This is a genomic window from Mesorhizobium sp. M0904, assembly GCF_040319475.1.
In the GTDB taxonomy this organism is placed as follows: Bacteria; Pseudomonadota; Alphaproteobacteria; order Rhizobiales; family Rhizobiaceae; genus Mesorhizobium.
The window spans coordinates 48,850-62,208 of record NZ_JAMYOC010000010.1 but is presented as its reverse complement, the minus strand read 5'-3'; the positions used below and the strand labels follow the sequence as shown (position 1 = coordinate 62,208).

17 protein-coding genes and 1 tRNA gene are annotated in these 13,359 nt (G+C 59.9%); 8 read left to right on the top strand and 10 right to left on the bottom strand.

Annotation, left to right across the window (positions count from 1 at the left end; all coding sequences use genetic code 11):
* Position 1: 1 nt before the first annotated feature.
* The 5 genes from NKH80_RS12560 to NKH80_RS12540 all read right to left on the bottom strand — a co-directional run bounded on the left by NKH80_RS12560 (position 2) and on the right by NKH80_RS12540 (position 2,790).
* Entirely contained in the window at positions 2 to 193 is a 192-nt protein-coding gene (locus NKH80_RS12560; RefSeq protein ID WP_352991898.1) for a hypothetical protein, read from the bottom strand.
* 123 nt (positions 194 to 316) lie between these two features.
* Positions 317 to 607: a type II toxin-antitoxin system ParD family antitoxin gene (locus NKH80_RS12555; protein ID WP_352505857.1), complete on the bottom strand. Its 291-nt coding sequence runs from the start codon at positions 605 to 607 to the stop codon at positions 317 to 319.
* 71 nt (positions 608 to 678) lie between these two features.
* A complete protein-coding gene (gene trmFO / locus NKH80_RS12550) occupies positions 679 to 2,088 on the bottom strand; it encodes a methylenetetrahydrofolate--tRNA-(uracil(54)-C(5))-methyltransferase (FADH(2)-oxidizing) TrmFO (protein WP_352991792.1) in 1,410 nt (469 codons plus the stop codon).
* A gap of 372 nt (positions 2,089 to 2,460) precedes the next feature.
* Entirely contained in the window at positions 2,461 to 2,601 is a 141-nt protein-coding gene (locus tag NKH80_RS12545) for a DUF1127 domain-containing protein (protein WP_023678914.1), read from the bottom strand.
* A 48-nt stretch (positions 2,602 to 2,649) separates the two neighbouring features.
* A complete protein-coding gene (locus tag NKH80_RS12540; protein ID WP_254818335.1) occupies positions 2,650 to 2,790 on the bottom strand; it encodes a DUF1127 domain-containing protein in 141 nt (46 codons plus the stop codon).
* A 223-nt stretch (positions 2,791 to 3,013) separates the two neighbouring features.
* Between NKH80_RS12540 and NKH80_RS12535 the strand changes: the two genes are divergently transcribed.
* A complete protein-coding gene (locus NKH80_RS12535; protein ID WP_352991790.1) occupies positions 3,014 to 4,132 on the top strand; it encodes a DUF2157 domain-containing protein in 1,119 nt (372 codons plus the stop codon).
* Positions 4,129 to 4,713 (top strand): GDYXXLXY domain-containing protein, encoded by a 585-nt coding sequence (locus NKH80_RS12530; RefSeq protein ID WP_352646697.1) that lies wholly within the window; start codon positions 4,129 to 4,131, stop codon positions 4,711 to 4,713. Before NKH80_RS12535 ends, NKH80_RS12530 begins: the two co-directional genes overlap by 4 nt.
* Before the next feature lie 161 nt (positions 4,714 to 4,874).
* Here the strand turns inward: NKH80_RS12530 and NKH80_RS12525 are convergent.
* A tRNA-Leu gene (locus NKH80_RS12525) sits at positions 4,875 to 4,959 on the bottom strand.
* 251 nt (positions 4,960 to 5,210) lie between these two features.
* Here NKH80_RS12525 and NKH80_RS12520 point away from each other — a divergent pair.
* Positions 5,211 to 5,519 carry a hypothetical protein gene (locus NKH80_RS12520; RefSeq protein ID WP_352991788.1) on the top strand — a complete coding sequence of 103 codons (309 nt, stop codon included), beginning with the start codon at positions 5,211 to 5,213 and terminating at the stop codon, positions 5,517 to 5,519.
* Positions 5,520 to 5,943: 424 nt separating this feature from the next.
* Here the strand turns inward: NKH80_RS12520 and NKH80_RS12515 are convergent, their stop codons facing one another.
* The gene (locus NKH80_RS12515) at positions 5,944 to 6,231 is read right to left on the bottom strand and encodes a tyrosine-type recombinase/integrase (protein ID WP_352991786.1); all 288 of its coding nucleotides are present in this window, start codon (positions 6,229 to 6,231) and stop codon (positions 5,944 to 5,946) included.
* Positions 6,232 to 6,593: 362 nt separating this feature from the next.
* Here NKH80_RS12515 and tig point away from each other — a divergent pair, with 362 nt between their 5' ends.
* From tig to NKH80_RS12490, 5 genes are all read left to right on the top strand, one after another.
* Entirely contained in the window at positions 6,594 to 8,069 is a 1,476-nt protein-coding gene (gene tig, locus NKH80_RS12510; RefSeq protein ID WP_352804313.1) for a trigger factor, read from the top strand.
* Positions 8,070 to 8,230: 161 nt separating this feature from the next.
* A complete protein-coding gene (locus NKH80_RS12505) occupies positions 8,231 to 8,752 on the top strand; it encodes a hypothetical protein (RefSeq protein ID WP_352991784.1) in 522 nt (173 codons plus the stop codon).
* 212 nt (positions 8,753 to 8,964) lie between these two features.
* Positions 8,965 to 9,318, top strand: a complete 354-nt coding sequence (locus NKH80_RS12500; protein WP_502896050.1) for a c-type cytochrome — start codon at positions 8,965 to 8,967, stop codon at positions 9,316 to 9,318.
* A 147-nt stretch (positions 9,319 to 9,465) separates the two neighbouring features.
* Positions 9,466 to 10,398: a heme o synthase gene (locus NKH80_RS12495; protein WP_352479773.1), complete on the top strand. Its 933-nt coding sequence runs from the start codon at positions 9,466 to 9,468 to the stop codon at positions 10,396 to 10,398.
* Between the two features lie 316 nt (positions 10,399 to 10,714).
* Positions 10,715 to 11,527 carry a DUF2189 domain-containing protein gene (locus NKH80_RS12490; RefSeq protein ID WP_254818341.1) on the top strand — a complete coding sequence of 271 codons (813 nt, stop codon included), beginning with the start codon at positions 10,715 to 10,717 and terminating at the stop codon, positions 11,525 to 11,527.
* A gap of 65 nt (positions 11,528 to 11,592) precedes the next feature.
* Here NKH80_RS12490 and NKH80_RS12485 read toward each other — a convergent pair whose 3' ends face one another.
* From NKH80_RS12485 to NKH80_RS12475, 3 genes are all read right to left on the bottom strand, one after another.
* Entirely contained in the window at positions 11,593 to 12,066 is a 474-nt protein-coding gene (locus NKH80_RS12485) for an aminoacyl-tRNA deacylase (protein ID WP_254818342.1), read from the bottom strand.
* 144 nt (positions 12,067 to 12,210) lie between these two features.
* Positions 12,211 to 12,615, bottom strand: coding sequence for a cytochrome C oxidase subunit IV family protein (locus tag NKH80_RS12480; RefSeq protein ID WP_352479772.1), 405 nt, complete (start codon positions 12,613 to 12,615; stop codon positions 12,211 to 12,213).
* Positions 12,616 to 12,625: 10 nt separating this feature from the next.
* Positions 12,626 to 13,348, bottom strand: coding sequence for a heme-copper oxidase subunit III family protein (locus NKH80_RS12475; RefSeq protein WP_352991782.1), 723 nt, complete (start codon positions 13,346 to 13,348; stop codon positions 12,626 to 12,628).
* Positions 13,349 to 13,359: the final 11 nt, after the last annotated feature.

The window sequence follows — 13,359 nt, the reverse complement described above, 5'->3', positions numbered from 1 at the left end:
ATCATGATGGATCACTCGATCCGCCATCGCGCATCAGCGTTTCATAATCGCGACCGCCATAGAAGATGTTGACGATGCGGACGACATCATCGTCGACAACATAGGCGATGATAGCCGAGTGCTCGAACGGCACCGTTCGCAATCCTGGCGCAATGTCGCCGCGCGGCTGGCCGCCACGCGGTGCATTGCCGATGTTTTGACATCGATCTTCGATGCGCAGGACGATTTCAATGCAACGTCAGGATTTCCACCAGTCTCAACAATATGCCGGAAAATATCGGCCAAATTATTTTGGGCGTCTTCGCGATATTCGACCTCAAGGCGCCGAATCATCGGCGCGGCTCGAATACTGCGCGACGAATTCCCTAAGACGGGCACGAACTTCTTCGCCTGAAAGGTTTGGCCTTGTGTCCTCGATCGAGGCCTTCACGCGCGCCCGGATCGAGGCCATGCGCTCGGCATGTTCTTCCTCTTCGCGCTGGAAGGCGCGAAGAGCCGCGCGGACGACCTCGCTCGCCGATCCGTAGGAGCCGTCCTCGACCTTTTCGCGGATCATTCGCGCCATGGCGGGTGTTACGGTGACGGACAGTTTCTCAGCGGATTCCATGGGATTTGGCTCGCGATACAAAGTAGGATATTATCCTACTTCTCCGCCGCGAAATCCGCAAAAACCGAGATCTATTCCGCAGCTTGCGCTGTTGCAGGCAGCCCCAGCCATTCGCGGCAGTCGGCGAGCGCGCGCGATGTCACCGCGTGCCGCTTGGCGACCGTCTTGTCCTTGCCGCGCAGCCGCTTGCCTTCGATCTTTGGCGCCTCCACGGGCGGGAACAGGCCGAAATTGACATTCATTGGCTGGAAAGAGCGCTTTCCCGGCTCGTCGTCAGAGACAATATGGCCACCAGTGATGTGGTTGAGCAGCGCGCCGAAAGCGGTGGTCAAGGGCGGCAGGGACGGCGCATGGCCAAGCCTTTCGGCGGCGGCGAAACGCCCGGCGAGCAGGCCGATGGCGGCACTCTCGACATAGCCCTCACAGCCGGTGATCTGGCCGGCAAAACGCAAGCCGGGCCGCGACTTCAACTGCAGCGAAGCGTCGAGCAGCGTCGGCGAATTGATGTAGGTGTTGCGGTGCAGGCCACCGAGGCGGGCGAATTCGGCGTGTTCCAGCCCGGGAATGGTGCGGAATATGCGCACCTGCTCGGCGTGCTTCAGCTTGGTCTGGAAGCCGACCATGTTATAGAGCGTGCCCAGCGCATTGTCCTGGCGAAGCTGAACGACGGCATACGCCTTTACAGACGGATTATGCGCATCGGTCAGTCCCATCGGCTTCATCGGCCCGTAGCGCAACGTCTCGACGCCGCGCTCGGCCATCACCTCGATCGGCAGGCAGCCGTCGAAATAGGGCGTGCCTTCCCACTGCTTGAATTCGGTTTTCTGGCCGTCGACCAGCGCCTGTACGAAGGCAAGGTACGGCTCCTTGTCCATCGGGCAGTTGATGTAATCCTTGCCGGTGCCGCCGGGGCCGACCTTGTCGTAGCGCGACTGGAACCAGCAGATGTCCATGTCGATGGTGTCGAAATGGACGATCGGCGCGATGGCGTCGAAAAAGGCGAGCGCGTCGGCGCCGGTCGCTTCCGCGATCGACTGGGCGAGCGACGGCGCGGTCAGTGGACCGGTGGCAACGATCGCCTGGTCCCACTCCGCCGGCGGCAGGCCGGGCACTTCCTCACGCTGGATGGTGATGAGCGGGTGGGCTTCGAGCGTTCTGGTCACCGCGTCAGAAAACCCGTCGCGGTCAACGGCAAGCGCACCGCCGGCCGGCACCTGGTGAGCATCGCCGGCGCTCATGATCAGTGAACCGGCGAGCCGCATTTCGGCGTGCAGCAGGCCGACGGCATTGGTTTGCGCATCGTCGGAGCGGAAGGAATTGGAACAGACGAGCTCGGCCAGCCCGTCGGTCTTGTGCGCGTCGGTGCCGCGGACGGGACGCATTTCATGCAGGACAACAGGAACGCCGGCCTCGGCCGCCTGCCAAGCGGCTTCGGAGCCGGCAAGTCCGCCGCCGATGACGTGAATGGGGTTCTTGTCCATGAGCGCCGAAATAGTCGCTTGGCGCAAGGATTGCAATTACCACGCGGGAGAATGGCTGACGGGGGAAGCCGCCCCAAAACAACAACACCCGCCGGGGGAGGAGGTCCGGCGGGTGTCGTTTTGTTGGTCGATCCTCGGGAGGAGGTGAAGATCGACCGTATTCGTCATTGCCGGGGAGGAGGTCGGCTTTGACGAAATTCTTTTCGCCATTTGAAGGGCGCGAAACCCTTTTAGAAACAACCTGGAAACAGCGCCCGCCGGGGGAGGAGGTCCGGCGGGCGCCGTTTTTGTGGTCAACCCTCGGGAGGAGGTGAAGGCTGACCGTATCCGTCAGGGTCGGGGAGGAGGTCGACCCTGGCGAAATTCTTGTGGTTAGATCGCCCTGCGGGCGACCATCTTGATCTCGTCGCGGACGATGCCGAGATCGTTGAGCTGGCGGTTCGACAGGCGACCCAGCTCGGTAACCGTCTCGCGGTAGACGCGCCAGTTACGATAGTTGCGGATCAGGTTCATTGTCGTTCTCTTTTCAAAACTGGTTCGGACCATTTGCGGCCCGAAGGATTAGACCGACTTGCGGGCGACGTAGTGAATGTCGCTGCGGCTGATGCCGAGATCGGTCAGTTCACGGGTGCTCAGGCGGCTCAGCTCGGACACGGTGTCCCTATAGCGGCGCCAGTTGCGATAGTTGCGGATCAGGTTCATGGTAGTCTCGTTTCGTCTTTCTTTCGGATCATTCCGTCTTCGTGTGCACCGTGAAAATAGGTGGGGTCATATCGATTTAAAAGCGCTATTGGTGCATGGCAGCAATGCAAATTGTGCAATGCAGCATTAACGCGCGTCCGGTTTTCCGCCTAGATCGGAAAAATGCCGTTAGCTCAAACGCTTGGCCGGACAAGCTAAAAGGACCAAGCAAAGGGGGAGGGGCATGGCGAGCTATTCGTCACGGGTGAGGTCGGATATCGCACGATGGCAACAGGCCGGCCTGATCGACGCGCCGACAGCTGATGCGCTGACGCGCGACGTCGAGGCAAACGAACGCAAATCGCTGAGTTTCGGCTCGATCCTGGCGATGATGGCGGCGCTGCTGTTCGGCGCCGCTATCCTGATCTTCATCGCCGCCAACTGGGAAGTCATCCCGCGGTTGGTGCGGGTCGCGGCACTTTTTGCCGTTATCCTTGCCGGCTATGTCGGCGGGGCGGTGCTGAAGATGCGCGACCATGCGGCGATCGGCGAGGCGCTGTGGATCGTCGCGGCAGCAGCGTTCGGCGGATCGATCGCGCTGATCGGCCAGATGTATCATTTGTCGGGCGACGAGGCCTCGGCCTTGATCACCTGGGGCGCCGGTACGGCGCTGGCGGCGGTGGCGCTGCGCTCAAACCCGCTGACCGTCGCTGCCGTCGGCATCGCCGATGCCTGGCTGTTCCTGAGAGGGTTCGACTACTTCCGGCGCACGGAATTTCCGCATCTCTTCGTGGTCATGGCGCTAATTCTGTTCGCCGTTTCGTTCTGGACGCGCAGCCAGGCGGCGCGCCACCTGATCATCCTGTCGGTCCTTTTCTACCTCGTGCTGTTGGCCATGGAATACGACACGCTGCAAGTCGCCATCCCGCTCGTTGCCGCGTCGGTGCTGCTTTTTACCGCTGCGATCTTTGCTGCCGGGCCGGTCGAGAGGGTTTTGCAACTCGGCGGCAGGTTGCCCTTGCACGCGCTGATCGGCTTTCTCACCGGCCTGGCGATGATCCAATTCGAACTGGCGGATGAAAGCAGCTACAATGGCGGCTTCGCCATTGCCTCGGCTGTTGCGCTGGCCGGCATCGTCGCGGCGATCGTGCTGGGCGGCCGCGAGAGCCGCGGACTGCGCTGGGTTGCTTATGCGGGCTTCGCCTTCGAACTCGCCATCATCTATGTGGTGATGCTGCAATCAATGCTCGACACGGCAGGCTTCTTCCTTGCGGCGGCGGTGCTTCTCGCCGTTCTTGCTTTCATTATCATCCGCATAGAAAAGCGCATGAACGCCTCGAACCTGACAGGAGCGGCGGCATGATGACCGGCAAAAGACTGATCATCTCGGCGCTGGTCCTGGCGCTCGTCCAGATCGGCTTTCTGAGCTGGATCATCGCCGGACGCGCGGCGATCCTGCGCGATGGAAAGCAGGTCCTGCTCAGGGTCGAGCCGATCGATCCGCGCGATCTCTTGCGCGGTGACTACATTCTGCTCGGCTACGACATATCGCGCATACCGGTGAAACTGATCGGCAACATTCCGGCCGGCAAGCTTTCCAGCGAGGAAACGTCGATCGTGGTCAGGCTGAAGCAGGGCGCTGATGGCTACTGGGGGCCGACCGCGGCTTGGTTCGGGCAAGCGCCGGCGCCGGCAGCATCCGGCGAAGCCGATATCGTCGGACACGTCTCCGAGGGCTGGGATATCAGCCAGGGAGCAACGACGATCGCGCCGGAGTACGGCATCGAGCGCTTCTATCTGCCTGAAGGCGAGGGGATAGCGATCCAGAACGACATGCGGGTGCGGCCGTTCGGCATCCGCGTGGCGATCGCGGCCAACGGCACGGCGCAGATCAAGGCGCTGGTCGACGGCGACAAGACACTATTCGAGGAGCCGCTTTATTAGATCGCGCTACTGCCTTGACAATGATCCTCCTTCGCCAAGGCCTCGGAGGAGCTTCGAGTGGCCTGCCACCCGAAGCTCGAAGAGCGAAGGATGTGCGGATGAGGGACTCGAACCCCCACGCCTTTCGGTACTGGAACCTAAGTCTGTTCTGCTAAGGGAGCTGGTGCGGGTAGAGGGACTCGAACCCCCATGTTTCTCAACGCTTGGACCTAAACCAAGTGCGTCTACCAGTTCCGCCATACCCGCGAAAGTTTGTCATTTCGTCACCGTTTGTCACGGGCATTGTCACAAGTCAACGCGGCGGTTTTGGTAGCGAGGTCGGGGTCATTCACCCGATTCCTGGGGCGTAAGCGATGTGCTCCTCACACATTGGTCGTATAGTTCCTCTGTACGGGTATCAATGCCAATAAGCTCTTGGCACTGAGCGCCGGGCTGCAAGCCGTCTTTCCAGAGGTGGTGATTGGCGCTAGAAGACGGGCGACGCGGAGGAGCGACGGATGGATTTGCTCGGGGATCGCATACTTGGAAAGGCCATACGACAGCTAAACCATTCACCCGACGATTTTTCCGTCGTTTTTGAAGATGGCGCTATTACTGCTTGGACCCCAGTGGATGTCGCTATCAGTTTCGGTATTGATCCGGTCGTCGTGGAGGAGCTGCAATGGTCGGGCGAACGGCTCACGATTGTCACGAGTGGCGGTAATATTCGCATTGGACGCGCTCCGATTACCTCAAATCCAGAAACCTTCGCTTATGGTGCCGCTGATGATCCTTCCATCATCATCGTGGATCGGGGAGAGGAATAGTGGATCTTGGCCGCAGTCGGCCCGACTAGGGCTTGTGCCACCACCATTTCAAGAAGCGCGCAATCGCGATCAGTCCGGCCACGACGCCGAACACGCTTGCGGTCAGGGTGAGCACCTGCCCGAGGTCGAGAGTGATTATCATGGGAGCGTTCCTTTCAAGACAGATCCCGCCATTGAGAAAAGTTCTAAAAAGGAACTGCTAATATAAGCGGTGAGCCGTGGCGCGATGTCAATGGCTTAAGTGCAGTCGTCCCGAGACGCCTTGGCGAAACAAACAAATAGCAATCGGCACCAACAGGAATAGAGTGGAACCAACGGACATAGATCGGAACGAACTTACTCGAAACGGGCCGATCACATTTGTATGACTTGGCGGGGGACGACCCTTTCCTGGTCGGGCAGCCTTTGAGCGTCTACCCATTCTTCACAACCTCCAGCTTCGGCTTGTTGTCGTCGAGGATGTCACCGAGAATCTCGCCGGCAAGGTCCAGATCACCGGTAGCCAGCTTCGCGTATTTTGGGGGTGGTCTCTATGTCTGTGCTTGTGGCCGAGCCACGTCTGGATGCGCTTGAGGTCGACGCCGTTCTGGACCGGCCAGCTCGCACAGGTGTGCCGCAGCGTATGGACCACAACATCGTCCCACCCGAGGGTCTTCTGCATCTCGTCCCACAGGTCTCGGAGGTGACGTGCCTTGCCGTCCGAGCCCTTCATGTGTTGGAACGGTCCCCTGATATCTGGGTAGGCACCATGTAGCCATCATTCTGTCAATGTCAGAGCCCACATCGGCATCATTGGCCGGAATGCAAAGATGGTTGAAAATCGGCCGCGCCTGTGACAAAAGGCGTGTCGAATGTGACGGGACGCGACGATCCGCTTCTGCAGAATGTGATAAGAAGTAGGAAAAACAAAGACTTATTCACATTTTGGAGCGTATTTCTGGAGGATTTGTGCCGCGTTGAGCGGACAGATCGCCAAGTCCCGCACCAAAAGCCATTCCCGGCAAGATCATACCGGCAGGCTGTAAGCGGCAGGGGCCGTTTGACGGCCTCATTGGTGGAAACAAAGGTTTTATGATGCAGGTCACCGAAACGCTCAACTCCGGTCTCAAGCGCGAGATCAAGATCACCGTGCCGGCTGGTGACATGGAAGCCAAGCTGATGGCGCGGCTCTCCGATGCGAGGAACAAGGTCCGCATCAACGGCTTCCGCCCCGGCAAGGTGCCGGTGCAGCATCTGCGCAAAGTATACGGCAAGTCGTTCATGGCCGAAGTGGTCAACGAGATCCTCAACGATTCGACCCGTTCGATCATCACCGGGCGCGGCGAAAAGGCTGCCATGCAGCCCGAAGTGATCATGACCGAGGACGAGAAGGAAGCCGAGAAGATCCTGGCAGGCGGTGCCGACTTCGAGTTCCGCCTGAACTATGAGGTCATTCCGCCGATCGAGATCAAGGATTTCTCCGACATCAAGGTGACGCGCCAGGTGTTCGACGTGCCGGATGAAGAGATCGATGAGCAGGTCAAGCGTGTCGCTGAATCTGCCCGCACTTACGAGCCGAAGACCGGCAAGGCCGCCGAGGGCGACCGCGTGACCATCGATTACGTCGGCAAGATCGACGGCGAAGCCTTCAACGGCGGCGCCGGCACCGATCAGCCGCTGGTGCTCGGCTCGAAGGAATTCATCCCCGGCTTCGAGGACCAGCTGGTCGGCAGCAAGGCCGGCGACGAGAAGCAGGTCACGGTTACCTTCCCGGAAAACTACCAGGCGGCGCATCTGGCCGGCAAGGAAGCCACTTTCGACGTGACCGTCAAGGAAGTGTCGAAGCCCGGCGAACTTGAGATCAACGACGAGATGGCCAAAAATCTCGGCCTGGAATCGCTGGAGCGCCTCCGCGAGGTGGTGCGCGGTCAGATCGAGAACCAGTTCGGCTCGATAACGCGCCAGAAAGTCAAGCGGCAGTTGCTCGACCAGCTCGACGCTGCCTACTCGTTCGAGGCGCCGTCCAAGCTCGTCGAGGCCGAGTTCAACAACATCTGGAACCAGGTCAATCGCGATCTCGAAGCTGCCGGGCGCACCTTTGCCGACGAAGAGACGACGGAAGAAGAAGCGCGTGCTGAATATATGCGGCTTGCCGAGCGCCGCGTGCGTCTCGGCCTGGTTCTCGCCGAAATCGGCGAGAAGGCCGGCGTCACGGTGACGGACGAGGAACTGCAGCGCGGCCTATTCGAGCAGGTGCGCCGCTATCCGGCAAACCAGCAGCAGGAAGCCTTCGAATTCTACCGCAACAATCCCGAAGCGCTGAACACGTTGCGCGCGCCGATGTTCGAAGAGAAGGTGGTCGACCATCTGCTCGGCCAGATTTCGGTCACCGATGTCAAGGTCAGCAAGGAAGAGCTGCTGGCCGACGACGAGGATACGGAGACAACCAAGGCCAAGCCGGCGAAGAAGGCGGCTGCGAAAAAAGCGGACGCAAAGAAGGCCGACGACGACGCCGAAGAGCCGAAGAAAAAGGCCGCGCCGAAGAAGAAGGCCGCCAAGGACGCTGAATAACGTTCCTGCTGAATTCCGAAAGGCCGCCTTCTCGAGGCGGCCTTTTTCGTTGTGGCGCAGACGCAACGGATTTCACGTATCTGGCGGTCGAGGTAGCGATACGAAGCTTTGATGATTATCTGCGCTGGGTTGCGAAATCGCAGCGGTTGTTGGAGGCATCGTTGAGACAGTTCTTCGGTATCAGAAGCGTGGCGGCGGCGTTCCTGCTTGCGTCGGTCTGTGGCATTGCCCAGGCTGATACGGTTCTCGCCAACTGGCGGTTCGACAAGAGCAGCGATGGCCTTGTCACCGCCTCGCTTTACGCGACCAACAAGCTCATCACCGGCGGCGGCGCATTGAGCTACAGCCCGGTGTTGACGATCGCCTGCCGGACCGCCGGCGAACCGCGTTGGAGCGAATGGCTGCAGCTGAGCGACACCGTTTCCGCCAGCCGAACCATCGCCATGTCGGTGACTGTCGACCAATCCGCCAAGCTCAACGAAAGCTGGTCGGTCGGGCCGCACAGCAGGATGCTGGTCCGCGACGGTGCCGATGGCATCAGGCGACTGATTTCCGCGGACCGGTTGCTGCTGTCCTGGCGGTTCGGGCTGCTGTCGGGGCGCGGCAAAGCCGAGTTTGACCTCGCCGGAGTTGAAGAGGCGGTCGGCCGGATCGCCGCCACCTGCAACACCAAATTGCCTTGAGCGGATTGTCCGCATTAATCCATTGCATGATCGAACTCTACCTGCCGGCCGGGTTCCGTGGTATGTAGGTGCCGCAACTCCAGGCAGTGGATATCCGTTCTGCCATTCAAGAGCGCATGCCAGCGGACTAAAGGTGGGCCTGCGCAGGTCAGCCAGGGCAAATTGGCGATCAGGGAGGAAATGCCATGCGTGCCATTGTGTTTTTTATCGTAATGTCCGTCGCCACCGTCATTGCCGGCCCCTCGCGGGCACAGGATGCGGCGGCGGGTGAGAAGGTCTTCGCCAAATGCAAGGTCTGCCACGTCGCAGACAAGGACCAGAACAAGGTCGGTCCGTCGTTGAACGGCGTCATCGGCCGAACGGCCGGCACGCATCCAGGGTTCAGCTATTCCAAGGCCATGACCGAGGCCGGCAAGTCGGGCGTCAAATGGGACGAAGCCACGCTGACGACCTACCTTCGCGATCCCAAGGCGATGGTCAAAGGAACGAAGATGGCGTTCGCCGGCCTCAAGAAAGACGAGGACATCGCCAATGTCATCGCCTACCTGAAGCAATTCTCCAAATAGCGCGGCTCTTCCGCCGGATCTTGGTATCGCAAACAGGTCGAGGCATAGCCTCGGCCGCAATCTGCCGGCAGTGTCGGTGGTGAGGGCGGCTCGTTGCAAAAAAGACATTGGCCGGCTAGGCTGCCGTTCCCATCGGTGGTCGTCTGAATGTCGACTGAAGAAAGCCGTCTCAAGGATACCGGCATCCGCCTCTCGGAGGCGACGGCGGGCGATTTCATTGCGCTCTTGAAACCGCGGGTCATGGCGCTTGCCGTGTTTACTGCCTTCGTCGGCCTGATGATGGCGCCCGGCGTGATGAATCCAGTTATCGCCGTAATCGCCATCGGCGCAATCGCGGTTGGAGCGGGAGCCGCCGGCGCGCTCAATATGTGGTACGACGCAGACATAGACGCCTTGATGTCTCGCACGTCCAAGCGACCAATTCCGTCCGGTCGCGTCACGCCTGGCGAAGCTCTCGGCTTCGGTCTGGTGCTTTCCGCACTGTCGGTCATGACGCTCGGCGTGTTGGTGGGGTGGCTCGCCGCATCGTTGTTGGCGTTCACCATCTTTTTCTATGTCGTTATCTACACAATGTGGCTGAAGCGCTCGACGCCACAGAATATCGTCATAGGCGGCGCGGCAGGTGCCCTTCCTCCGGTGATCGGGTGGGCGGCCGCAACAGGCGCAATAGGCATTGAAAGTCTCATTCTGTTTCTGATCATTTTCCTTTGGACGCCGCCTCATTTCTGGGCGCTGGCCCTTTTCAAGGTCGGCGACTATGCCGCGGCGGGCATCCCGATGATGCCGAATGTGGCCGGCCAGCACTCGACCAGAAAACAAATCTTCGCCTATTCGTTGCTCTTGGCGCCAATCGGCGTGCTGCCTTGGGGCTTCGGCTTCGCGAGCGGATATTACGGCACTGCTTCAGCCGCGTTGGGTGCAGGTTTCATTTGGCAGGCTTGGAAGGTTCTCGTCGCCGACAAGGAGATGAAGCCGGCAAAGGCGCTGTTTGCGTATTCGATTGTCTATCTTTTCGCAATATTTGCGGCGTTGCTTGCCGACACCATTGTAATGCGAGTGATCGCTTCAGCCGGCTATTGACTCCGGCTCAAAAAATCACGTTGGCAGAGCACAAAATCCCAGCAACAGCAGAATAACGACGCCAAGGCCGAGTATGAGAACTGTCCTTCCGTCCATGACCTTCACCTTCGACTAGAAGAGCATATCGAAGAACCACGTCCGTAGCTAGTCGGGCTACCCGGGACCTCCTACTCCCGGGCCTTCCTACAAAGCGCGACAAGTCCCCCGCATGAGAGTATATTGATCATGGTGCAGGTCGCGGTTTGCGTGGGCCAATCATGCAGAACGGCAGCACCGTAAAACGCGACCTTACCGGACCTGGTCTGGAGGAATGGTCATGGCAAGCTTTCACGTGATAGCAGGCGCCAGCGAGACGCTGGAACACACCAGAATTCGAAAAATCGGTGTCTCCGATCTTTTTGATGCGCTCAGGCGTGGCGTCGATGATTTCATGGTCAAGCCGTCGCACATCGTATTTCTCTGCCTGATCTATCCGATTGCCGGAGTCGTGCTTGCTGTCTGGACATCAGGCAACAACACGCTGCCGTTGCTGTTTCCGCTTGTGTCCGGCTTTGCGCTGATTGGTCCGTTCGCGGCGATCGGCCTCTATGAGATCAGTCGGCGGCGGGAAGCCGGGCTCGACGCCTCGTGGAGACACGCCTTTGAGGTCAGGAGTTCTCCAGCGCTGCCGGCTATTGCAGCGGTCGGTGTCATGCTGCTTGCGATCTTCATCGCCTGGCTTTTGACGGCCCAGATATTTTACCAGACCCTGTTCGGACCGGCGCCGCCGCAATCGCTGTCCAGCTTCATCAGTGAAATATTCGCCACGGGACGCGGCTGGACGCTCATCATCCTGGGTCACGCCATCGGCTTCGTGTTCGCGGCGGTTGTGTTGTGCACCACGGTCGTCGCATTCCCGTTGTTGCTCGACCGCGATGTCGGCGCCTACGAAGCCATCCACACCTCGGTGCGCGTTGTGCTGGCCAACCCGATCGTGATGGCGGTGTGGGGCCTTATTGTCGCCGTCGCCCTGATCATCGGATCGCTGCCAGTGTTCGCCGGGTTGGCAGTCGTGCTGCCGATCCTTGGCCATGCCACCTGGCATGTTTACCGGAAAGTTGTGGAATCGCCGCCGGCGACCAGACCGTGAGCTGAAAAAATGCACTCTGCCCGCACCGGCGAAAGTGCCGGTGCGGGCAGGGTGAGGCAGAGCTTTCAATAGGCGGGGTGGCTGAAACGGGCTTGGCGCGCGTCCTTTGTCAGGTCGCGGAAATCTTTGCCGCTCACATGCACAAGCGTCTTGTGGTCGCCGCCCTCGAAATAGATTTCGGGAGCGTCGCCGAGGCTTTCATCGAGAACCACCGGCACATCATAGGCAGCGCCGATCGGCGGCACAGCGCCGACGTCGCAATCGCCGAACAACGAGACCACCTCGTCTTCGGAGGCAAGTCCAAGAGGCTTCTCCATGACATCCTGCAATGTCGCGAGTTCTATCCTGTGCGTGCTTGGAACCACGGCGAGCGCGTAGCCACGGTCGTGGTGAACGACCACCGATTTGGCCATTATGCTGCCGGGCACATGTGCCGCAATGGCGGATTGTCTGCTTGTCGCGGTGCGGTGATGCTCGACGGTGTCGTAGGAAATTCCTTTCCTATCGATGAAGTCCTTCAGTCTGTTTGCGATGGTCATCTTGGGCGCCCCTTGCTCGTGTTCGCGACGCATGTGGAAACGCCGGCATCGCCTGTCGTTTCCGATATCAACAGAAATGGACCAGCCATGGATTGTTTCAAGGCTAAGCCTCAAGGACCGGACCGCGTGGATCCGGACTGCATGTCAGGGCCCGGCCCCGAAAAACGCCATTCGGGTGAGCAGCGTGTAGTCCGCTTCGAAGACCATCATCGTCACGAACACCAGCACCAGCACGGGCGGCAGGATGATCGCATATGTCAGCGCCAGCCGTTCCCAGGCCATGTGCATGAAGATGGCGACGATCAGTCCGGCCTTGAGCATCATGAAGATCAGGATCAGCGACCATCTGAGATAGCCATGGAGACCGAAATAGTCGACCAGATAGGAGCAGGTGCTGAGGATGAACAGCCATGCCCACACCACCAGATAGAGCTTGATCGGGTGCTCCTGATGAACCTCCGCCGGGGTAACGCCGGTCGTCGTCGCATCATGCCTATGGGCGCTGTCCAGTGCGTGTTGTCCCAGGCCGTTTGCGGTTGCTTCAGCCATGTCCTGCCTCTCACCAAAGATAGACAAATGCGAAAATGAACACCCAGACCAGGTCGACGAAATGCCAGTAGAGCCCCATGATTTCGACGTTCTCGTAGCGCCCCCTCCGGCTGGTGAAGAAGCCGGGCCGTCCGACGTCGAAATCCCCGCGCCAGACCTTTCGCGCCACGATGATCAGGAAGATCACCCCGATCGTCACATGCGTGCCGTGGAAGCCGGTAATCATGAAAAAGGATGCGCCGAACTGTGCAGCGCCCCAGGGATTGCCCCAAGGCCGCACGCCCTCGGTGATCAGCTTGGTCCATTCGAAGGCCTGCATGCCGACGAAGGTCGCGCCGAGTGCTGCGGTCAAGAGCATCAGGACCGCCGTCTTGCGGCGGTCGCGGCGGTAGCCGAAATTGACCGCCATGGCCATCGTTCCGCTGCTCGAGATCAGCACGAAGGTCATGATGGCGATAAGGATCAGTGGAATGTCGGAGCCGCCGATGCGCAGGGCGAAAACCTCGCTCGGATTGGGCCACGGCACGCGTGTTGAGATACGCGCGGTCATGTAGGAGAGCAGGAAGCAGCCGAAGATGAACGTGTCGCTGAGCAGGAAGATCCACATCATGGCCTTGCCCCAGGACACGTTTTTGAACGCCCGCTGATCCGAGGACCAGTCGGCGGCGATGCCTTGCCAGCCTGCGGGCCGCGGCTCTGTTCGGCCGATGTGGGCCAGTGTCGTCTCTGCCATCCGCCCGTTCC